This is a genomic window from Pseudomonas sp. 8(2025) (genome assembly GCF_052665325.1).
In genome coordinates, this window is record NZ_JBQOIE010000026.1 from 39,585 (window position 1) to 61,801 (window position 22,217).

The following is a 22,217-nucleotide window of genomic DNA, read 5'->3' on the forward strand; positions in this document are numbered from 1 at the left end:
GATTCTCTGGCAGTTGTCATCCAGCCCCAGGGCTAGTAATTGGCGATATCGCGCAGCTCGTCTTCGAGAGCACCAATCAGCTCGGCCCGTGACAGTTCATGCAGGTCCTGATGCCGCGACGCTGGCGACACAGGTTCGGGCGCCGCCACCGGCTCCCGGGTTTCAGGCGCCAGGAGCTGGCCCATGAGGTAGTCCGTGACCTGTTCGATGGAGGTGTATTCGAAGCCGAAGGTCGAAGGCAGGTCGATGCTCAACGCCCGGCCCAGCCGTGAGCGCAGGTCCAGCGACATGACCGAGGACATGCCCATGTCGAAGAAGCCCTTCCTGACATCGAGCTCCAGGCCATCGGCAACGCCGAACACCTGCCCCACTACCTCGCAGACCAGCGCCTGCATGGCCCGGCGCTGCTGCAGCGGTGGCAGGCCAATCAGCTCGGCCAGACGCTGATCCGCTGCGCTATCCGCTGCACCCAGGTGTTCGAGCAAGGGCCAGGGCAGCACGCTCAGGTACAGCCCTTTGAGTTGTTGCCAGTCGACATTGAGCAGCCCGCACTGGCCCTGGCCACCCAGCACGCGGGCTATGGCCTGCACTATCTGCGAGCGCTGCAAAGGCTGCAGGCCGCTGCCTTGCATGGCCGTGCGGGCTGCGGCGTCCTGCTCAAGCTCCTGTTCGCTCTGCGTCAGGTGCAGCAGCTGGCAGTTCAACCCCTGGCGCCGGCGCTGTGCATGCACCCACAAGGCATATGCATCGGCAATCGCCGAGCGGGCGAAGCCGGCCCCGCCAAGCAGGGAAGACACGCTGCCCAGGATCAGGAAGAACGCTTCGGGGTCATCGATCAGCTGGTGAACCTGCTGCAAGACCTCAAGCGGCCGAACGCCTTCCTGCATTCGCACGACAAACTCTGGCTCCTTGAGCGCAACCGTGCGCCAGTCAAGATCGAGGTGGATAAAGCCGGCGATGCGGTCTTGCGCTCGCAGCGTCGCGAAGGTGTCAGCCAGGTTTTCCCGGCTCAGGTCCGAGAGGCTGCTGATCGCCATCGCTTCGGGCATCCGCTCAGGCATGTGCAGTTGCCCGGGGGCCTCGCAGAGCAGCAGCACACGCTGCACACCCCGCTGCCCGAGCGCCGTCAGCACAGTCTCCATGTCAGATCCCGGGACGGCATGCAGCACAACGGTTCCGTTCAGCGCCGGCGGCTCCAGACGCTGTAGCGGGTCGGCTTGATCCTCCACCAGGTATTGCACCTCGACCCGGGCGCCGCTGATCGCAAAGTGATCATGGCCAGGTTGGCCGTGCAACAGCCGGCAGAGGCTGGCGTAGCTTCTTCTGTCGCTGCCCTGCAAAGTCACCAGACCGCCCCACCAGGCAGGATGCTCCAGGGCGAAGATATGCGCGGCGCCCTGCCAGGTGGCCTGGACAGCGGCCATGGCCGGCGATGCAGCATCACTGGCATGAAGGGCGAACCAGACCGGCTTTGCCGGTGTTCCGACGCTGGCAATCGCACCGGCGAAGGCCTGTACCAGCGCCGCAGAGGCCACCAGGGATATACCGAGGCCGTCGGCCTCCTGAGCCTCAACGCCGGCAACGATCACCCCCAGGCAGGACGGATCGGCCACTGCCCCGCGCAACGCCGAGGACAGCTTGCGGGCCAGAGGTTGTTGCCCGGCGTGCAGCTCGATGACTTCGACCGGACGCTGTTCAGCCGCAAACGCCGCAGCCAGTGGCTGGACCTCGGCAGTGCTCCAGGCCAGCACCATCCAGTAGCCCTCGCGTTGCCGAGCGCCCTCGCCCGGCATCGGATAGTCCTGCCATTGGCGAGCGATCATCGGCAGGTCGTGGGGTGCAGTCTGGAGGTCGGGCAAGTACCACGAACCAGGATGGCCAAACTGCGGACCTTCGAACAGCGCCAGCTGGCAACCCCGGGCATCCACTACCTGCAGGCTGTCGGGTTTGTCGGCGTCATGGCCGGCCAGCACAATCCATACCTGCGCCGGCAGGTCTGCCCATACCTGGAGCCCGGAGAACCCGACCAACGCGGCGGCGTGGGCGCCTTCAAACAGCTCGACCACACTGGCCAGCAACTGGGTCTGGCGCTCGGCCGCCGTCAGGGAGTGGGCAAAGCGGTACAAGGCCGGCTGCCCGCCCGTGGCCGCACACCCGGACCATGGGCACAGGCCAACGTCCGGCGCCGGCGGTGAAGGCTCATCGAGCATCGACACCCCGCACAGGGTTTCCTCCTGCAACTGCGCTGCACAGTCAACCAGGGTTCCGCTCATGCAGACCTGGCGGCGCTCGTCGCCGGCCCCTTGCAAGGCCAGTTCGAAGCAGGCGTCAGGGGCCTGGGTGAGGTGGATGCTCAGGTGCGAAGTGAGGTGCTGTTCGCCGTGCAGGCGCAGCTGGGCAATCTGCAAGTCACGGATCTGCTGCACGCCCCGCGGTGTTTCCCGCACCGCCTGGAGCACGGCATCCAGCAACAGGTGAGTCTTGACCCTGTACCCCTGTTCGCCCAGCGGGTCGTAATGCCCGGCCTGGGGAGCGAGAGCCCCCGACCAGTACCAGAGCTGCCCGGCCGGCCGTACCAGCCTCTGCAGGCAAGGATGGCCCGAGGCTGCCCGGGCGGGCTGCACCGCCGTAGCCGGCTGGCCAGCATCGATCCAGTAGTCGTTGAGCTGCCAGGGATAGGTGGGCAACCCGATGGCCTGACAACCGTCCGGCAAGCGCTCGGGGCCCGGCGGCTGGGCGCCGCGGCCAAAGGCCTCGGCCAGGGTCGCCCAGGGTTCGCCGGCCGCGGGTTTGCGGTCATTGGCGATGGGGCTGCCGGCCAGCCAGGCCTGTAGTGCCTGAGCCAGCTCGCGGCAATCCTGGCCATGGACGACCAGGCGTTCCTTGAACGCCGTGCGCCGCATCAGCGCGTTGTAGCAGATGGTCTGTGGGCAGTGCTCGGTAGCGCCCAGGAAGGACACATAGCGCTGGGCCAGCTCCGCCAATGCCGCCGGGGTGGCCGCGGACAGGCACAAGGCCACTGGCGCTGTGGCGGGTGGCAAAGGCGCTGTCGCGGGCGCCGTATAGCCCTTGAGCAGCACATGCACGTTGGTCCCGGTGAAACCAAAGGCACTCACCCCGGCCACCCGCGACTCCGGCCGGCCCGGCCAGTCCATGGCCTGATGCGCCAGCTTGAGGTTCATGGCCGCCCAGTCGACACGGGTGTTGGCCCGCTGCAGATGGGCTTGCGGGGCAATCCGGCCGTGCTCCACCACCAGGCAGGCCTTGATCAGCGAAGCGATGCCCGCTGCCGCCTCGAGGTGCCCGATATTGGCCTTGACCGAGGCCACCGTCAGCGGCGGACTGTCGGGGCTGGCCTGGCGATAGGCGTTGTGCAGGGCGTTGAGCTCGATGGGGTCACCCAGCACCGTGCCGGTGCCATGGGCCTCGACGTAGCTGACTTGCCCCGGATGCACGCCGGCGTTGGCCAGTGCTTCGCTGATCAGCGCCTCTTGCGCCGGACCATTGGGCACTGTCAGCCCGGCACAGGCACCGTCGTGATTGACCGCCGAACCGAGAATCGTCGCGACAATCGGGTCACGCTCCCGCTCGGCCTGGGCCTGGCGCTTGAGAATGACCACGCCGCAGCCCTCCCCTCGACCGTAACCGTCGGCACTGTCGTCGAAGGCCTTGCTGATGCCGTCCGGGGCCAATGCGCCGGCCTGCCCCATGGATTGAAAGATCGACGCCGAGGCGATGACATTCACCCCACCCACAATCGCGATGTCGCACTCCGCGGCACGCAAGCTGTTGCACGCCAGATGGATGGCCGTGAGCGATGACGAGCATGCGGTGTCCACCGTCAGGCTCGGCCCACGCACGCCGAGAAAATGCGAGAGGCGCCCGCAGATCGCCGAAAACGAACTGCCAGTGCCGTAGTGGGCATCCACGCCTTGCGCGCTACCCAGGACCCGGGTTTCGTAGTCGTGGGAGTTGGCCCCGACAAACACCCCGACCCTCTGTTCCAGCAGCTTCTCCTGAGGGATACCGGCCCGTTCCAGAGCCTCCCAGGCCACCATCAGCAACAGCCGTTGCTGGGGGTCCATGCTCCGGGCTTCCTTGGGGGAAATGCGGAAGAACGCTTCGTCGAACCCTTCGGGGCGCTGGATAAGGCTGGCAAACCGCGGGAAGGTTTCCTCCGGCTTGGCGCCGGCGAGCCGGGACGGCGGTACCGGCCCCACGGTGTCCGTCTGTTCCAGCATCAGCTTCCAGAGTGCCTCGGGGCTGTCGGCCTGGGGAAACCGGCACGCCATGGCCACCACGGCGACGCTCCCCGCGGCGTCGGTCGCCCCGGCATCGACCGTTACCGGGGTGCTGGCCGGCTCCCGGGACAGCAGCCCTTCCAGGTACTGGCCCAGCCGGTTGATGGTGGGATAGTCGAAGCCCACGGTCGCCGACAGCTTGAGGGCGAACTGGCGCTCCAGCATGCGCTTGAACTCAACCAGGGAAATCGAGCTCAGGCCCAGTTCGAAGAAGCCTCGATCCGGGTCCGGGTCGGCACAGGCCACGCCGATGATCTGCGTCAGCAGTGCACCAATCTGCGCCCGCACATCCCCCACCGGCTGCGCCGCTGCGGGCACCTTGGCCGGTGCCGGCACAGCGACTTGTGCCAGCTGCGGCACGCTCAGCGCCACATCGTTGGCCTGGGCGCAGAGATTGCCCTGGGCGTCATACACCAGTACCTGCGCCCGCAGCTGGGACACGAGCCCTGCCGGCTGCGGCCGCGGCGCCGGGGCAAACCAGAAACGCTCCTGCTGCCAGGGATAGGCCGGCAGCTCCAGCGCCGCCTCCCTGGGTTGGAAGGCTTGCCAGTCGGGACCCGCGCCCCACTCGTACAGGCGGGCAACAATACTGGCCAGCTCCAGGGCGGCGTCGCCCTGCTTGTGCAAGGCGCCGCACACCAGCCCCTGGGTTCCCTTGTCGGCCAGGGCCTGGTTGATCGACGCCGCCAGCACGGTGTGCGGGCCGATCTCGACGAACAGCCGGTGCCCCTGCTCGATCAACTGTTCGATGGCGCGATCGAAGCGCACGATGCCACGGGCATTCCTCGCCCAGTAGTCGGCATCTGCCAGGATCGGCTCCTCGGGCATCGCGCTGGTGGAAATCCAGGGCGTGTGCGCGGCAACCACCGGCAAATCCTCCAGCCCCGCGCGGATCTGCGTCAGGCACTCATCCATCTGGCAGGAGTGGAAGGCATATTCCGCCGGCATCAGGTAAGTGAAGATGCCTTCGTCACGCAGTTGCTGATCCAGAGCCTGTACAGCCTGCGGGCTGCCGGACACCACACAGCTGTTTCGACTGTTGACCACCGACAGTTCCAGTTGCGGGTTGTTCGCCAGACGCGACTGGAGCGTCGGCGCGGGCAAGCCCACCACCAGCATCCGCCCCTGCCCCAGGGTGTCCTTCATGGCCTGGGCCCGATGGTGGATGACCCGCACCGCCGACTCCAGGTCCAGTGCTCCGGCGCAATAGGCCGCGGCCACTTCCCCCATGGAGTGACCGACCACCGCCGCCGGGATCACACCCCACTGGCGCAGGCATTCACTGATCGCCACCTGGATGGCAAAGATGCAGGGCTGGGCAAATTCGGTCAGGTGCAGGCGGGACCCACTGGCGTCGCTGCGCAGCTCGGCCTCCACCGACCAGCTTGCCCACTGGGCCAGCGCCTGGTCGCAACGCCGGATCATCGCCAGGAAGGCCGGCTCCCGTTCAAGCAGGTCGCGGCCCATTCCCACCCACTGGGCGCCCTGCCCGGTAAACACCAGCACGGGCCCGCGCCGATCCTCTTCGTCCGTCGTGCAGGCCAAGATCGGGGCCGGCAACTGCTCCAGCTGGCTCTTCAATTGCGCGGCGTTCGCACCCACCACGGCCGACCGGTAGGGAAAGTGATCACGACGATGAATGGCGCTGGCGACAAAGGCTTGCAATTGCCCATCGTCCTGCTGCGGCAGATGAACGGCATAGGCCCTGGCCTGCTCCACCACGGCCTGCGCGGACCTGGCCGATACCGGCAGGACCCAGGGCCGGCCCTGTGCCGATCGCTCCTGCTGCGGCTGTGCCTGCCGATAGGCGCTGGCATCTTCGAGAATCATGTGGACGTTGGTGCCACTGAGCCCGAAACCACTGATTCCAGCCAGGCGCGGCCGGTCGGGCAACGACTCGATCGCCGTGGGCACCGCCAGCCGGGAACGCTTCCAGTCCACCAGTGGGTTCAACTGTGCGAGATGCAGTTGCGCAGGCACCTCGGCGTGCTTGAGAACCATCATGGTCTTGATCACGCTGGCCATTCCGGCGGCCGCATCCAGATGGCCCATGTTGGCCTTGACCGAGCCCACCCACAGCGGCCGCCCACGCCCCTGGAAGGCACTGTCCAGCGAAGAGAGTTCGATCGGATCGCCCAGGGGCGTACCGGTGCCGTGGGCCTCGACATAGTCGATGTCGTCCACGCTCAAGCCGGCCACTTTCAGGGCCTGGCTGATCACCGCAGCCTGGGCATTGGCGTTGGGCACGGTCTGGCCGGCACTGGCGCCATCCTGGTTGATCGCCGAGCCCCTGATCACCGCCTGGATCGGGTCGCCATCGCGCAGGGCATCTGCCAGGCGCTTGAGCACCGTGACCCCGCAGCCCTCGCCCCGGACGATCCCGTCGGCCGCCGCATCGAATACCCGGCAGCGGCCACTGGGCGAGATCGCCCTGATCTGGCTCATGTAGATCGTCAGGTCCGGCGCCAGCATCAGGTTCACCCCTCCGGCCAGGGCCATGTCCGCCTCCCCTGCCTGCAAGGCGCGACAGGCCAGGTGCATGGCCACCAGGGAAGAAGAGCATGCAGTGGTCACGGTCATTGCCGGCCCATGAACACCCAGGTGGTAGGCAATACGCCCGGCGGCGAAGCTGAATTCCTTGCCGGCGGCATAGTAGGGATTGATCTGTTCGATCCCGGCCTCGCGGGAATGCAGTGCCAGGTAATCCATGCCCAGCATGCCGACATAGACCGCGGTCCTGCTGCCTTTGAGCTGCTCGCGGGTCAGGCCGGCACGGGCCACGCTTTCACAGGCGACCTCCAGCAGCAGGCGCTGCTGCGGGTCCATTTCCTTGGCTTCAGAGGCCGAGATGCCAAAGTAATGCGCATCGAAGCGGTCGATGTGCTCGAGGAACGCCCCCACCTTGCTGTAGGTCGTACCGGTTTCAGCAGCGCTCTCATCGTAGATCGCCGCTGTGTCCCAGCGCTCTGCGGGAACCGGTCCGACAAAATCGGTCCCAGCACGAAGGAGCTCCCAGAATGCCTCGGGGGTCGATGCACCTTTGGCAAAGCGGCATCCACTCCCGATGATTGCAATGGGTTCAAAATCCATGGGCGCACGAGCATCCATTCAGTCATCTCCTTCGACTGGGTGTTTAGTGTTTAGAACGCGGGTTTGGCGGTAGGAACCTGCATGTCGCCCAGGTACTTGTGCCAGAGGTGTTCCGGGTCGCTTTCAACCGCAGCGATGATTTCGCGCATCTTGTCCAGCACTTCCAGGCGCTTGCCGCTGTAGACGTCCCCTTGCAGCAATTGCAGGATGTCCAGGCGGTAGCGTGGGTCTTGAACGAACGCGGTGAAGAGGATGTTCAGGCGGTAATAGAGCGTGATGAACTCATACCAGTTCTTGATGCCATTCCTGATCATGCCTTCGTAGTGAGTGAAACTGGACTTGCTAAAGTCGTTGTTCTTCACCGCCTCGATGATGTCGCCGCTGGCGATGCGCGCACTGTTGAGTGCAACGCTGACGCCGCTGGAGAAGATCGGGTCGACGAACCGTGCGGCATCGCCGATCAGCACGAAGCTGTCGCCACAGACTTCTTTCATGCCGTAGCTGTAGTCCGCCTCTTTCTTGAACGGGCGGACCTGCTCCGATGCCTTCAGCGCGTCATGCAGGTTTTCCCGGGTCTTCACCGCTTCCCAGAAGAACTCTTCATAGGTGAGGTCGGAGTTGGTGTAGTTCTGCTTCTGCGTAACCACGCCCACGCTGGTAATGGTTTCGGTGATCGGGATCTGCCAGACCCAGGTATTGGTCATCGGCAGGAAGTGAATGAAGATGTAGTCGACCTTGTCCGGGCTTTGCGTCGCCGACTTGCGGTCGAAGTTGTCGAACCAGGAGTGAATCGCGAACTGGTTGAAGACCGGGTCCTTTTCTCGCAAGCCCAGCCGGCGGCCCAGCAGCACGTTGCGACCGCTGGCATCCACCACCATCTTGGCCTTGATCTCCACGCTGCGCTTGCCCAGCTTGGCATTGACAATGACATTGCCCGGGCTGAGAAACTCGACGTCAGCGATCTCCACGCCCTGGAAGACCTTGGCCCCCAGCGAACCTGCGTGCTCCAGAAGAATGCGGTCGAACTTGCCGCGGTCGACGTGGAACGTGAAGTCGCGATCGACCCCTTCCTGCTTGCGCTCGTTGAAGAGGATTTCCGCCGAACGGAAATCGTGGTCCAGGCCCTGGAAGCCCATCTTGTCTTCGGGGCCGGAATCTGCCGAGGTCCAGGCAGCGCCGAACTTCTTCGGGAAGTTGGCTTTCTCGATCTTTTCCATCACCCCGATTTCCAGCAGCACCGGAGTGGTGGCCGGTACCAGCGACTCGCCAACATGCTCGCGCTCGAACAGTTCTTTTTCGAACACCGCGCATTTGACACCGGCTTTTGCCAGGTAGGAGGCCATGGTCGAACCCGCCGGCCCGCCACCGATAATCACTACATCATAATCATGATCGCTCATTGCCCACTCCCTGTTAGGCGCACTCGGCCTTTAGTTGCTCGACAGTCCTGGATATTGCATTCAGGTCTTTAAAATATTTGCCGGTGATATGGGTACTTGGAATCGAGACACCCATTTCATCCCTGATGTAGACCATGAGCTTGACGATATTCATCGAGTTGAGAATGCCCCACTCCAGTAGTGGAGTCTGGTCATCAAGCTCATCTTCCTTTGCACTTGGCCCGATCAAATCTTCCATGATGTAGCGACGAATCTTTTCTTTAACTTCCTCTCCGTCCATAGACGTACGCTCCTGCATTCGACAATCGTGGGTTGGGAAAACCCGTCTACAATCCTCAATAAGAATGCACTTGTGAATAGCCGTTTTTGCAAAAGGCCTTTGCATATCCGCAAAGGCAAAACAGCCCCGACAACATCGAAGCCAACACAACTTAACGATGTTCCACAGGCCTATATGACAGCCTTCAGAAAGTCATCTTCGAGCGCCCAAGCATAGTTTTGGCGCTCTGCGCAATTAGCCACTAGAACTATTTTTGTATCCAGATAGTGCAAACCAAGCCTTGCACTTGGACGGTGTTCCGCTCTGCGCCGGGTAGAGCTGTGGCGCCTGAAATGTTATGAATCAATTTTCCCAAAGCCAACTAATCATGGCCCCAGCACTGCTTGACAAACAAAAAGCCTAGCCGTACTAAGGAGGCTGTCATGATCTATTTGTAATTTGCCTTTACAAAAATAAGACACTAAAAATTCTAAAAGGATTTAGGAATGAAGGCGCTAGGCGTTGTCAATGACATAGACCTTTATATATCCGTAACTAAAACGGGTAGTTTCTCCGAAACAGGAAGACTACTTGGCATCCCACCTTCTTCGGTGATGCGCAGAATCAATAGCCTCGAAAAAGAACTTGAAACCTGTCTATTCAATCGATCGACAAAATGCTTGATACTTACCGAAACAGGCCTGCTCTTTCTCGAACATGCAAAGAACATCTCGAGATGCATTGGGCATGCTAGATCAGAAGTAAAAGAACACACTGCATCGACCCTAGGCGTTCTCAAGGTTTCAGCACCCGTGGCCTTTGGACGGCGCCATGTAGCGCCTTTATTGAGCAGAATACTGAACCATCATCCCGGTTTGAAAATTGAATTCTCGCTTAACGACAAAGCTCTCGACCCCAGCATCGATAACGTCGATATCTGTATCAAGCTGGGCATATTGCCGGACAGTAATCTGATTCCAACGAAACTTGCGGATATGCGGCGCGTGCTCTGCGCAAGCCCGGAATACATCCGGCAACACGGCTGTCCGCAAACTCTTGAAGACCTGTACCAACATGCCTGCCTGATCCACAGCACCTGCAGCAACTTCTCACTGACCTGGCAATTCAAGGTCGATGGCCTGCTCAAGAAGCTCATGCCCAGCAGCCGGCTATCGGTCAACAGTTCCGAGTTGCTGGTGGACGGCGCCCTTCAGGGCATAGGAATCATCCACGCGCCCACCTGGCTGGTGCATGAACAGATCGCCAGCGGCCAACTGGTGTCGCTGCTCGACGAATATTGCGAGGCCGATCCGCAACAGGGAGCGATCTACGCACTGAGGGCACGCAGCAGCGTTGTCCCGGCCAAGACCCGCCTGTTCATCAATGAGTTGAAACGCTCGATCGGCAGCACGCCTTACTGGGACTTGCCGTTTGAAAAGGAAATACCGCAGACCCTGGCCACCCTGCATTTCGATACCGCAATGCATTCAGCGCTTTCCAGAGCGACCACCTTGCAAGACAAGAGCCAGACATCATGAATCAGTACGACGTCATTATCATCGGTAGTGGTATCGCCGGCGCGCTGACCGGCGCCGTCCTCGCGAAGTCCGGGTTGAACGTTCTGATCCTCGACTCGGCCCAGCACCCACGATTCTCCGTCGGCGAAGCGGCGACACCGGAAAGCGGTTTTCTGCTGCGTTTGCTCTCAAAGCGCTTCGACATCCCTGAAATCGCCTACCTCTCGCACCCCGACAAGATCATCCAGCACGTCGGTTCGAGCGCCTGCGGGATCAAGCTGGGCTTCAGTTTTGCCTGGCATCAAGAGAACGCGCCGTCGTCCCCCGACCACCTTGTGGCCCCGCCGCTGAAGGTGCCGGAAGCCCATCTTTTCCGGCAGGACATCGACTATTTCGCCCTGATGATTGCCCTGAAACACGGCGCCGAATCCAGACAGAACATCAAGATCGAGTCGATCAGCCTCAACGACGACGGGGTCGAGGTGGCATTGTCCAACGCCGCCCCCGTCAAGGCCGCGTTCATCATTGACGCTGCTGCCCAGGGCTCTCCGCTTTCCCGCCAACTGGGCTTGCGCACCACCGAAGGGCTGGCGACCGACACCTGCTCATTCTTCACCCACATGCTCAATGTGAAGAGCTACGAAGATGCCCTGGCTCCGTTGTCCCGCACTCGTTCCCCCATCGAACTGTTCAAGAGCACCTTGCACCACATCTTCGAAGAGGGTTGGTTGTGGGTCATCCCCTTCAACAACCACCCGCAGGGCACCAATCAGTTGTGCAGCATCGGCTTCCAGTTCAACAACGCCAAGTACCGTCCCACCGAGGCGCCGGAGATCGAGTTTCGCAAACTGCTGAAAAAGTACCCGGCCATCGGCGAACACTTCAAGGATGCGGTCAATGCCCGGGAGTGGATCTACGCGCCGCGCATCAACTACCGCAGCGTGCAAAATGTCGGGGATCGCTTCTGCCTGCTGCCGCAAGCCACAGGGTTTATCGACCCGCTGTTCTCCAGGGGGTTGATCACCACCTTCGAGTCCATCCTCAGGCTGGCCCCCAAGGTGCTGGACGCCGCCCGCAGCAACCGCTGGCAACGGGAACAGTTCATCGAAGTCGAGCGCCATTGCCTGAACGCGGTGGCGACCAATGACCAGTTGGTCTCCTGCTCCTATGAAGCCTTCAGCGACTTTCACCTGTGGAATGTGTGGCATCGGGTCTGGCTCAGCGGCTCCAACCTGGGCAGTGCCTTTCTGCAAAAGCTGCTGCACGACCTGGAACACAGTGGCGACGCCCGCCAGTTCGATGCAGCGCTTGAGGCGGTGCGCTTCCCTGGCTGCCTGTCCCTGGACTCGCCCGCCTACGAAAGCCTGTTCAGGCAGTCGTGCCAGGTCATGCAACAGGCCAGGGAGCAAGCCAGGCCGGTGGCCGAAACCGCCAACGCGCTGCATGAGCTGATCAAGGAGCACGAAGCCGAGTTGTTGCCCCTGGGCTATTCGCGGATATCCAATCGTTTCATCCTCAAAGTCTGAATGCCTGAGTGATGCCCGGGGCCGGGCGCCGGTGCCTGTAACCGGCAGCCAGCCCTGGCGATCCACCCGTCCGCCGAAAACCACAACACTTCCCGCGCAAAAACCCGGATAATGCCCGCCATTTTTTGCTTTGTGATGCCGGTGCCCCCCATGGAAATCAAGGTCAACTTTCTCGACAACCTTCGACTTGAAGCCAAGTTCGACGACTTCACGGTGGTGGCCGACCAACCTATCCGCTACAAGGGCGATGGTTCGGCGCCGGGGCCGTTCGATTATTTCCTGGCTTCTTCGGCGCTGTGCGCGGCGTACTTCGTGAAGCTGTACTGCCAGACCCGCAATATCCCCACCGACAATATCCGCCTGTCGCAGAACAACATTGTCGATCCGGAAAACCGCTACAACCAGATCTTCAAGATCCAGGTCGAGCTGCCGGCGGACATCAGCGACAAGGACCGCCAGGGCATCCTGCGTTCCATCGACCGTTGCACGGTGAAGAAGGTGGTGCAGACCGGCCCCGAATTCATCATCGAGGAAGTGGAAAACCTCGACGCCGATGCCCAGGCGCTGTTGATGCCGCAATCGGGCTCCAGCGAAGGCACCTACATTGCCGGCAAGGACCTGCCCCTGGAGCAGACCATCGCCAACATGTCCGGGATCCTCGCGGACCTGGGGATGAAGATCGAAATCGCTTCGTGGCGCAATATCGTGCCCAACGTCTGGTCGCTGCATATCCGTGATGCGCAGTCGCCGATGTGCTTCACCAACGGCAAGGGCGCCACCAAGGAAAGCGCCCTGGCCTCGGCCCTGGGCGAGTTCATCGAGCGCCTGAACTGCAACTTCTTCTACAACGATCAGTTCTGGGGCGAAGAGATCGCCAACGCCGAGTTCGTGCATTACCCGGACGAGCGCTGGTTCCAGCCGGGGCGCAAGGACGAGCTGCCCAAGGAGATCCTCGACGAGCACTGCCTGGCCATCTACAACCCCGATGGCGAGCTGCGCGGCTCGAATCTGTACGACACCAACTCGGGCAATATCGAGCGCGGTATCTGCTGCCTGCCCTATGTGCGCCAGTCCGACGGCGAGGTGGTGTATTTCCCCTCCAACCTGATCGAGAACCTGTACCTGAGCAACGGCATGAGCGCCGGCAACACCCTGGCCGAAGCCCAGGTGCAGTGCCTGTCGGAGATCTTCGAGCGGGCGGTCAAGCGCCAGATTCTCGAAGGCGAGATGGCCCTGCCGGATGTGCCTCAGGAAGTGCTGGCCAAGTACCCGAGCATTCTGGCCGGCATCCAGGGCCTGGAAGAACAAGGCTTTCCGGTGCTGGTCAAGGATGCGTCCCTGGGTGGTGAGTTCCCGGTGATGTGCGTGACCCTGATGAACCCGCGCACCGGCGGCGTGTTCGCCTCGTTCGGCGCCCACCCAAGCTTCGAGGTGGCGCTGGAGCGCAGCCTCACCGAACTGCTCCAGGGCCGCAGTTTCGAAGGTTTGAACGACCTGCCGCAGCCGACCTTCGAAAGCCAGGCGCTGATGGAGCCGAACAACTTCGTCGAGCACTTCATCGACTCCAGCGGCGTGGTGTCGTGGCGTTTCTTCAGTGCCAAGGCGGATTTCGAATTCGTCGAGTGGGACTTCACCAGCCAGGGCAGCAGCGGTGAAAGAGCGGCGGCCAACGCCGAGGAGGCCGCGACCCTGTTCGGCATCCTCGAGGGCCTGGGCAAGGAAGTCTACATGGCGGTGTACGAACACCTGGGGGCCACGGCCTGCCGCATCCTGGTGCCGGACTACTCGGAAATCTACCCGGTGGACGACCTGATCTGGGACAACACCAACAAGGCGCTGTTCTTCCGTGAAGACATCCTCAACCTGCACAGCCTGGACGAAGACGGCCTGCGCTCGCTGGTGGAGCGCCTGGAAGAAAGCGAACCGGACGACTACACCGACATCACCACCCTGATCGGCATCGAGTTCGACGACAACACCGCCTGGGGCCAGTTGACCATCCTGGAGCTGAAGCTGCTGATCCACGTGGCCCTGGGGCAGTTCGACCCGGCCAAGGAACTGGTGGAGATGTTCCTGCAATACAACGACAACACCGTCGAGCGCGGGCTGTTCTACCAGGCCCTGAACGCGGTGCTGGAAGTGGAGCTGGACGACGAGCTGGAGCTGGGCGACTACGAGGCCAACTTGCGGCGCATGTTCGGCAACGAACGGATGGACGCGGTGATCGGCTCGGTGCAAGGCAGCGTGCGCTTCTACGGCCTGACCCCGACCAACCTGCAGCTCGAAGGCCTGGACCGCCACCTGCGGCTGATCGACAGCTACAAGAAGCTGCACGCAGCGCGAGCCAAGTGGAGCGCAGCAAACCGCTGATCAACAGCCCCTTGTAGGAGCGAGCTTGCTCGCGAAGCACTCAAGCACGCCGCGCTCCCCCAGTGAACGCGGCGTTTTCGTTAACGAGCATCGCGAGCAAGCTCGCTCCTACAATTAACCAGACGCCCGGATTGATCGCACCACCAGACACCGTAGGAGCGAGCTTGCTCGCGAAGCCCTCAAGAACGCCGCGTTCCGCCAGTGAGTGCGGCGTTTTCGTTAGAGACCATCGCGAGCAAGCTCGCTCCTACAATTGGCCAGCCAGTATCCGGGCAAGCTGCTGGCGCAATGGGCCGTGCTCGGCCTCGACATAGGGCGGCGCGGTCTTCCAGTCGTAGAACCACACCGGCATCCGGCGCTTGCCTTCCGGCTCCGAGGCGTAGCGGGGAAAGATATGGCAATGCAACTCAGGCTCCGAGTTGCCGAGGATTTCATAGTTGATGCGCAGCGCTCCGGTGGCCTCGAGCAGCGCATCGCCGATGCGGGCCATGTCCAGCAGGTAGGTGGCCCGGGCCTGGGCATCCAGGTCGTTCAAGCTGGCCACCACCGGGTCCGGCAACAACAGGCAATAGCCCTCAAGAAACTGCACATCGCCCATCACCGCCCAGCCCGAAGCCATGCGGCAAATCAGCTTGTCGTTGGCACCCTGGCGGGCCAGTTCTACACGTTGCGAAATCAGCGACATTCATAATCCTTGATGAGGGGGTTCGTCGTTTCGAAGCCATAGTGCCCGAGGCTTGTATCCAGCCGTCGAAAAACCTAGGCCACGCCGGCTGGCCAGGGCTTGCTGTCGTCCCGCTCGGGCGGGCCGTACAGCTCCTGCTCCCAGTCCTCGAACGCCGGCCGTGCCTGGTAGCCCGGATCGCAATACTGACGGATGTACTGCGCCGCCCGGTGCTCGGCGTACTTGGCATTCACCGGTACGCCCTGCTCGTCCAGCTCCAGCACATTGGCAAAAATGGCATAGGCCATCTCCAGCATGCTCGGCTCGTCCCCGAGGCAACTGCGGTAGTCGACGCCTTCCAGCAACGGATAGCCCAAGGTGCCGTTGGCGACCCAGAAACTGAAGGTTCTCAGTGCCCCGGAAAACTCCGGACTTAGCTTCTTCGGGTAAGACATGCTGATCACTTTCCTTGATAGCGGACCGGGGCGGATTCTCGGGCAGCCACACCGGCAAGGCAAGGCTTCGTGCAACTTGCATCCGTCGGTTTCCATGGGCATGGCAAACCCGTCACAATGTGCCCCCTCTCTCTACCCCTGTGCTGTGCGCCTTGTGCAACGCACTTGCCCCGCAAGGATCGCCCGATGAATTTCCTGGAAAAACTGCTCAGCGTCTTCAAAAAGCCGGCGCCACAAAAGGCCGAGCCCACCCTGCCCGCCGGCGAACCGGCCGCCGCAGAAGAGCCCTACGCCCAGTACCAGCCAACCGAAGCAGAGCTGGCCGGCATTGCCCTGATGGAGGCCGGTGCCGCCTGCCTCGATCGCCACTGGCAAGCGGTCGGCCACTGTGAGCAAGACGTCCTGGGCTTCGCCATCAGCCCCAGTTTCATGGGCGGCTCGCACTGGCCCTCCACGCGCCAGGCCTATCGCATCGTGCGTCGCAACAACGGGATCATTCTCGCCACCGAGGGCCTGTCCGACCCGTTCGATGGGGTCACAGGTGATGATCTGGGCAATGGTTTCGAGATGGAACTGTTCGTCGAAACCCCGGACATCCCACCCCATGCCCAGGGCGCGGTGGGTGATGTCTATCCGTTCGCCGATAGCTGGGCTTTCGAACTGCTGCGCTGCGTGGCCAACACCACGGCCGATGCCGGTGGCCTCACTGCACGCCTGCAGCGCTACGGGGTGCTGTCCCTGGAACTGCCCGGCGTCAGCCAGTCCCGCGCCATGAGCGAGCAACTGCCAGCGCATTTCATCAGCGCCGACGACTGCGCCGGGGTACTGGTGGGCGGCCCGGCCCCGGACTTCCCGACACGCCTGGAAGACATGCCGCTGTCCCCCGTGACCCTGGTGCCGGTGGTGCTGATCACCGCCGCGGAGCTGGAGTACGTGCGCAGCGGCGGGGCCCAGGCCCGGGAAGACCTGGCCGTGCGCTTGAGCGCCGCCGGCCATGCTCATGTCAGCCATTTGCAGCGCGCCAGCCTGATCTGAACCAAGGAGCCTAGCCGTCCATGTCAGAAGCCGATGCCTACTTTCCTTTCTACCTGTTCGCTGCCCGGTTCCCGGACCAGGCAGAGGCCGAACGGTTTGCCTTCGAACAGTGGGAGCCCGAACCCGCGGCCGACGCCAGCGATGCCGAGTTCAGCGCTTGGGAAGCACGCAACCCCAGCTGGGGCCTCAAACAGGAGCTGGGGTACTACATGGACTCCGATTTCGTCGAGCTGATCGGCAGTGAAGACGGCCCGCAATACCTGGAATCGCTGATCCGCAGCGACGCCGAAAAAAAGCAGCTGCGCACGCGCGTCGACTCCGGCTACAGCCATTTCATCATCGTTGGCTGCGAGTCGATTTACGGTGACCACAAATCGATCTCCGGCGGCGCCAATCAACGCCAGCCCGCAAGCACGGCAACCCTGGACTACCTTGGCGAGTTCAACGTGGAGCCCGCAGGCCCTGGCGCAGCTGGCCTGAAGCAATAATCCATCAAGCCGATTCCTCTGCCCCGCACTAGATGCTAAAAAGGCCCCCAGCGTTCCCATGCCACCCTTGTCGTGCCAGCCGTACCACGAGAATCACCATGCACAGCCAATACCCCAACACACGCGCCCCGTTGCGCCCTCTGCACCTCATCACCCACCAGCCAACGGCGGTAGCAGCATGATCGAAGTCACCGAAGTCTCCATTGCCCACCTGCGCGCCGCCCTGGAATCCGGGCAGACCACCTCGGTGGAACTGGTCCAGGCCTATCTGGCGCGGATCGAGGCCTATGACGGCCCGAACACCGCCACCGCCCTCAACGCCGTGGTGGTGCGCAACCCCGAGGCGCTGAACGAGGCGCGGGCCGCCGATGAACGCCGCGCCAAGGGCCAGACCCTGGGCCCGCTGGACGGCATTCCCTACACCGCCAAGGACAGCTACCTGGTCAAGGGCCTGACGGCTGCTTCCGGCAGCCCGGCCTTCGCCGAGCTGGTGGCCTACCGCGACGCCTTCACCATTGAGCGCCTGCGGGCTGCCGGGGCCATCTGCCTGGGCAAGACCAACATGCCGCCCATGGCCAACGGCGGCATGCAGCGCGGCGTGTATGGCCGCGCCGAAAGCCCCTATAACGCCGCTTACCTGACCGCGCCCTTCGCCTCGGGCTCGTCCAATGGCGCCGGCACCGCCACCGCCGCCAGCTTCGCCGCCTTCGGCCTGGCCGAGGAAACCTGGTCCAGCGGCCGTGGCCCGGCCTCCAACAACGGGCTGTGCGCCTACACCCCGTCGCGCGGGGTGATCTCGGTGCGCGGCAACTGGCCGCTGACCCCGACCATGGACGTGGTGGTGCCTTTTGCCCGGACCATGGCCGACCTCCTGGAAGTGCTGGACGTGGTGGTGGCCGAAGACCCGGACACCCGCGGCGACCTGTGGCGCCTGCAGCCCTGGGTGCCGATCCCCAGCGTCGCTTCGGTGCGCCCGGCCTCCTACCCGCAACTGGCGGCCGGCGCCGCGGCGCTCAAGGGCAAGCGCCTTGGCGTGCCGCGCATGTACATCAATGCCGACCCTGAGGCCGGCACCAGCGAAAAACCGGGCATCGGCGGCCCCACCGGCCAGCGCATCCATACCCGGCCCTCGGTGATCAGCCTCTGGGAACAGGCGCGCCAGGCCCTGGAGGCCGCCGGCGCGCAAGTGCTGGAAGTGGACTTCCCCCTGGTGTCCAACTGCGAGGGCGACCGCCCCGGCGCGCCGACCGTGTACAACCGCGGCCTGGTCAGCAAGGAGTTCCTCCACGACGAGCTATGGGAGCTCTCGGGCTGGGCCTTCGACGACTTCCTGCGGGCCAACGACGACCCCAAGCTCAACCGCCTGGCGGATGTCGACGGGCCGCAGATCTTCCCCCACGACCCCGGCACCCTGCCCAACCGCGAAGACGACCTGGCCGCCGGCATGGACGAATACGTGAACATGGCCAAGCGCGGGCTCAAGACCTGGGACCAGATCAGCACCCTGGCCGACGGCCTGCGCGGCCTGGAACAGACCCGGCGCATCGACCTGGAAGACTGGATGGACCGCCTGGGGCTGGACGCCGTGCTGTTCCCCACCGTGGCCGACGTTGGCCCGGCCGATGCCGATATCAATCCCGAGTCGGCAGACATCGCCTGGAGCAACGGCGTGTGGGTGGCCAACGGCAACCTCGCCATCCGCCACCTGGGGGTACCCACCGTTACCGTGCCCATGGGGGTGATGGCGGACATCGGCATGCCGGTGGGGCTGACCTTCGCCGGGCGCGCCTATGACGACTCGAGCCTGCTGCGCCTGGCTTCGGCCTTCGAGGCCACCGGCAGCAAGCGCCTGATTCCACCGCGCACGCCGGCCTTGTATAGCGGCCAGTGACAAACCGGGACCGGGGCCGCAACGGCCCCGTTCCTCAACGCCGTCCCTTCGAGTCCCCTTTGCGCATGACCTTTTGCGCTCAACCCGTTGGCGAGACCCCATGAACCACATTCGCGCTGCAATGCATCAATCGAAATACACCAAGGCCCCCCACCCCGTCTTCACCCTCGACGACGTCCCCCTGGACAGTTGGATCAAGGGGGTCATCTACGATGGCTCGGGGGCAGACAGCACCGAGGGGTTGGTACCGGCCCAGGGCTGGCTGATCGATGACGAGCACGCAGAACTTGCCTGGCAGTTACTGGCTCCCGCGAGCGAGGATTGCTCGAGCATCGTCCCGTTGCTGATCTGCCCCGACGACATGGATCTAAGTTGCACAGTGGCCGTGGTCGAGCAGGTGGTACGGGGAGACAAGCTGATCTGGGAACGTTTTGGACGAGCCGTCACAGTGATCAACGGACTGGTCACTGCGGTGGCCTGGAACAGCAACGCTCAACGCGCCGAATTCTCCAGGCAACAGTTTGACGAGGCCTGCACTGAATTCAAAAGATTGACCGAGCATGAGTGGGCTTGATTGCACCATCACTGCTCATCCTCAGGTCGCAATGGCGAGTGCTGCCAATCGAAGTGGGTGAGCAACTGCCGGCACAGGTCGTCCAGCTGCGGGTGGTAGTGGTGGGTATGGGGCACGGGCAACTGCGGCTCGCCATGGCCGAAGCCCAGCGCGCGCAGGGCCGTGGCGTAGTCTTCCAGCGGCCCGTAGCCATAGATCAGGTTGTGCCGGTCCCAGACCACGGTGGCCTGTTGCTCGGGCGAGTGGACCCACAGGTCGAAACGGCTGTCGCCACAGAGCAGTGGCTTGAAGTCGTAGATGAAATCCTGAACGTCCTCACGCGACAGCTGCGGGCTCCAGTAGCGTCCGGCTTGCGATTCGTCCCGGGGCGTGTGCAGCACGAACAGCAGCACCAGCGGTTCGGCCAGGCAGCCCAGCAGGCTGAGCAGGACCTGCGGGTCCGAGCCTGGAACGCCCGCCACCACGCGCTGCCCCTCGCCAATGGGGGCCACCACGAATACCGGCGGATAACTGTGCTCGACCCACTGGTTGTCTATCATGTGCCCAAGTCTGTACATAGCCAGCCTGATCCTCCTGATCAATTCCTAGGTTTAGCCAAAACGGCCGCGCATTATGCCGTACCCTGCAGGGCCGCTCACGGCCTGATTGACCCAACAGCGCGCGGCAACACAGCCCATCAAGGACATCCCCTCCGTGCTTCATGCCCTGATCCACAACGGCCAACCACTGGCCCCACAGCAACCCCAGCCACTGGTGCCCTGGTGGAGCTTCACCAAGACTGTGCTTAGCGCAGCGGCCCTGACCCTGGTGCGCGACGGCCTGCTGGGGCTGGATGAGCCGCTGCCCCAGGGCCCCTTCACCCTGCGCCAGTTGCTGCGGCATCAGGCCGGGCTGGCGGACTACAGCGAGCTGAGCGACTACCACGACGCGGTTTTGCGCAACGAGGATGCATGGCCCGGCGCACAGATGCTGCAGCGCCTGGATGCCAGCCGCCTGCGCTACGCCCCCGGCAGCCAGTGGCGCTACTCCAATGTGGGTTACCTGTTCGTGGCGCAGCTGATCCAGCAGGCGACGGACCTGCCCCTGCACCTTGCCCTGCAACAACGGGTACTGGCGCCCCTGGGCTTGTCTCGCACGCGCCTCGCCGTGACCCGCGAAGACCTGCGGGATGTGGACCTGGGCCAGTTGGACGACTACCACCCCGGCTGGGTCTACCACGGCCTGCTGGTGGGGCCCCTGGCGGAGGCGGTGCTGCTGCTGGATCGGCTGTTGAGCGGCGCGCTATTGCCCCCGGCACTGCTGGCAGGCATGCAGCAGGCCCAGGTTCTGGGCGGGCCGATGGCCGGCCGGCCCTGGGTCGCTCCCGGCTATGCCATGGGCCTGATGGTGGGCACTGTCGAGTCTGGCCTGACGCTCTACGGCCACACCGGCAGCGGCCCCGGCAGCACGCTGGCGGTCTATCGCGCCAACGTCGCCGGCACCAGCGCCTGCTGCGCGGTCTTCAGTCCGGGGAGCGACCAGGGCCAGGTCGAAACCCGGGCCCTGGCGCATCTGCGCCACGCACTGGCGAACTAGCCACAGGGCACGGCCACAGTCACAGGACAGCTCGCATGCTGGCATGACTGACCGGGCGCCACGGGCCCTGCCGCTTCGCACAGCGGCTGACGTACAATCCCCAGCCTTCAGGGACAGCCATCACCAGGACGACAATGACCACACACCGCATTAGCCTTGCCAACGGCTGGACCGCCGAATTCACCGAGCAGGGCGAGTTCCGCATGGGCGCCGTCGGCTGGAACCTGCAGTTGCGCGGCCCCGAGCAACAGGCCATCCGCTACTTCGAAAGCCAGATCGTGCTGGTCAACGATGAGGATGGGGTACAGGCACGAAAAGCCATCAGCCTCTCCGAGGATGGGGTCTACGGCTACCTGGGCAGCGACATGAGCCATGGCTGGGTGATCGACTTCTCCCGCTGCATGATCGCGCCCCATCGGGTGACGATTTCCCACTACCACTACGCCTATGACGAATACATCTCGCTGCTGGAACAGCCGGCGTACAAGCGGGTGCGGGAGTACATCAGTGTCAGCGGTCGGACTTACTACCTGACCTTCCCCCTGACCCGGGACGAGGATTTCCCCAAGGTCTGGGAGGAGTACCTGGTGATACGCCGGCGGCAGCTGGACGAGCTGTATTTTCGCAACTGAGCCTGGGCCGGGCGGCACAGTGATGCGCATGGGCCATTAGCACACTCGGGCTAATAGTGCCGGGGGCAGCACGGGCCTATAGTCCGCAGCAGCCCCCCCTTCAGGACGGCGCCTACAAGAACGTGCGGATTCATAACAAGGAGTTTTCCCATGTCGCTCAAGAAAATCGTCTATGCCTCGGCCATCGCCCTGGCCCTCACCGCCTCCAACGCCCACGCCTTTGCCAGCGACTGCGGCGACTCGCTGTGGAAGTTCAGCGCCATCGAAGCGCTGACCTGCGTGTTCTCGGGCCAGTGGTAAATCACTGCCGCCCGGGCTGACACCGCCCGGCATTAACCAGGTGCCCGCTGCTGCGGGCACTTTCATTGGCGGGTGTCGGCTCGCTCGCGGCCCTGCTTTCAGCGCAGGCTCCAGGACACCCCCAGGTACACCCCCAGCCC

General features: G+C 63.4%; 16 protein-coding genes. 10 read left to right on the forward strand and 6 right to left on the reverse strand.

The features are described 5' to 3' along the window. Window positions 1–32: 32 nt before the first annotated feature. From ACUXVH_RS29815 to ACUXVH_RS29825, 3 genes are read right to left on the reverse strand one after another with little or no spacing between them, the layout of a single operon-like run. Window positions 33–7,409: a type I polyketide synthase gene (locus ACUXVH_RS29815; RefSeq protein ID WP_065363934.1), complete on the reverse strand. Its 7,377-nt coding sequence runs from the start codon at window positions 7,407–7,409 to the stop codon at window positions 33–35. Window positions 7,410–7,441: 32 nt separating this feature from the next. Continuing rightward, window positions 7,442–8,791, reverse strand: a complete 1,350-nt coding sequence (locus ACUXVH_RS29820) for an NAD(P)/FAD-dependent oxidoreductase (protein ID WP_011061079.1) — start codon at window positions 8,789–8,791, stop codon at window positions 7,442–7,444. A gap of 13 nt (window positions 8,792–8,804) precedes the next feature. Beyond that, entirely contained in the window at window positions 8,805–9,071 is a 267-nt protein-coding gene (locus ACUXVH_RS29825; RefSeq protein ID WP_011061078.1) for a phosphopantetheine-binding protein, read from the reverse strand. Window positions 9,072–9,556: 485 nt separating this feature from the next. On the opposite strand from ACUXVH_RS29825, the gene ACUXVH_RS29830 reads away from it, so the two are divergent. From ACUXVH_RS29830 to ACUXVH_RS29840, 3 genes are all read left to right on the forward strand, one after another. Then, complete coding sequence (locus ACUXVH_RS29830; protein WP_011061077.1) at window positions 9,557–10,588, forward strand: LysR family transcriptional regulator; 1,032 nt, start codon at window positions 9,557–9,559, stop codon at window positions 10,586–10,588. Continuing rightward, on the forward strand, window positions 10,585–12,093 hold the full coding sequence (locus ACUXVH_RS29835; protein WP_011061076.1) for an NAD(P)/FAD-dependent oxidoreductase: 1,509 nt from the start codon (window positions 10,585–10,587) through the stop codon (window positions 12,091–12,093). Before ACUXVH_RS29830 ends, ACUXVH_RS29835 begins: the two co-directional genes overlap by 4 nt. A 150-nt stretch (window positions 12,094–12,243) precedes the next feature. Continuing rightward, on the forward strand, window positions 12,244–14,463 hold the full coding sequence (locus ACUXVH_RS29840; protein ID WP_445496647.1) for an OsmC domain/YcaO domain-containing protein: 2,220 nt from the start codon (window positions 12,244–12,246) through the stop codon (window positions 14,461–14,463). 247 nt (window positions 14,464–14,710) lie between these two features. Here ACUXVH_RS29840 and ACUXVH_RS29845 read toward each other — a convergent pair whose 3' ends face one another. Both ACUXVH_RS29845 and ACUXVH_RS29850 read right to left on the reverse strand, forming a co-directional pair. Beyond that, window positions 14,711–15,148 carry an HIT family protein gene (locus ACUXVH_RS29845; RefSeq protein WP_065363933.1) on the reverse strand — a complete coding sequence of 146 codons (438 nt, stop codon included), beginning with the start codon at window positions 15,146–15,148 and terminating at the stop codon, window positions 14,711–14,713. 74 nt (window positions 15,149–15,222) lie between these two features. Next, on the reverse strand, window positions 15,223–15,582 hold the full coding sequence (locus ACUXVH_RS29850; protein WP_065363932.1) for a DUF7677 family protein: 360 nt from the start codon (window positions 15,580–15,582) through the stop codon (window positions 15,223–15,225). A 186-nt stretch (window positions 15,583–15,768) separates the two neighbouring features. On the opposite strand from ACUXVH_RS29850, the gene ACUXVH_RS29855 reads away from it, so the two are divergent. The 4 genes from ACUXVH_RS29855 to ACUXVH_RS29870 all read left to right on the forward strand — a co-directional run bounded on the left by ACUXVH_RS29855 (window position 15,769) and on the right by ACUXVH_RS29870 (window position 19,570). After that, a complete protein-coding gene (locus tag ACUXVH_RS29855; RefSeq protein WP_191974382.1) occupies window positions 15,769–16,617 on the forward strand; it encodes a suppressor of fused domain protein in 849 nt (282 codons plus the stop codon). 20 nt (window positions 16,618–16,637) lie between these two features. Next, the gene (locus ACUXVH_RS29860; protein ID WP_011061071.1) at window positions 16,638–17,105 is read left to right on the forward strand and encodes a hypothetical protein; all 468 of its coding nucleotides are present in this window, start codon (window positions 16,638–16,640) and stop codon (window positions 17,103–17,105) included. A gap of 178 nt (window positions 17,106–17,283) precedes the next feature. Beyond that, a complete protein-coding gene (locus ACUXVH_RS29865; protein WP_065363931.1) occupies window positions 17,284–18,996 on the forward strand; it encodes an amidase in 1,713 nt (570 codons plus the stop codon). A 100-nt stretch (window positions 18,997–19,096) separates the two neighbouring features. Continuing rightward, on the forward strand, window positions 19,097–19,570 hold the full coding sequence (locus ACUXVH_RS29870; RefSeq protein ID WP_065363930.1) for a hypothetical protein: 474 nt from the start codon (window positions 19,097–19,099) through the stop codon (window positions 19,568–19,570). 8 nt (window positions 19,571–19,578) lie between these two features. On the opposite strand, the gene ACUXVH_RS29875 is transcribed toward ACUXVH_RS29870, so the two are convergent. Continuing rightward, window positions 19,579–20,109, reverse strand: a complete 531-nt coding sequence (locus ACUXVH_RS29875) for a hypothetical protein (protein WP_041117962.1) — start codon at window positions 20,107–20,109, stop codon at window positions 19,579–19,581. Window positions 20,110–20,245: 136 nt separating this feature from the next. Here ACUXVH_RS29875 and ACUXVH_RS29880 point away from each other — a divergent pair, with 136 nt between their 5' ends. The 3 genes from ACUXVH_RS29880 to ACUXVH_RS29890 all read left to right on the forward strand — a co-directional run bounded on the left by ACUXVH_RS29880 (window position 20,246) and on the right by ACUXVH_RS29890 (window position 22,077). After that, window positions 20,246–21,145, forward strand: a complete 900-nt coding sequence (locus ACUXVH_RS29880; RefSeq protein ID WP_304362816.1) for a serine hydrolase domain-containing protein — start codon at window positions 20,246–20,248, stop codon at window positions 21,143–21,145. A 134-nt stretch (window positions 21,146–21,279) separates the two neighbouring features. Then, the gene (locus ACUXVH_RS29885) at window positions 21,280–21,777 is read left to right on the forward strand and encodes a hypothetical protein (RefSeq protein WP_015635449.1); all 498 of its coding nucleotides are present in this window, start codon (window positions 21,280–21,282) and stop codon (window positions 21,775–21,777) included. A gap of 150 nt (window positions 21,778–21,927) precedes the next feature. Beyond that, the gene (locus ACUXVH_RS29890) at window positions 21,928–22,077 is read left to right on the forward strand and encodes a hypothetical protein (RefSeq protein WP_015635448.1); all 150 of its coding nucleotides are present in this window, start codon (window positions 21,928–21,930) and stop codon (window positions 22,075–22,077) included. The last annotated feature ends 140 nt before the right edge of the window (window positions 22,078–22,217 follow it).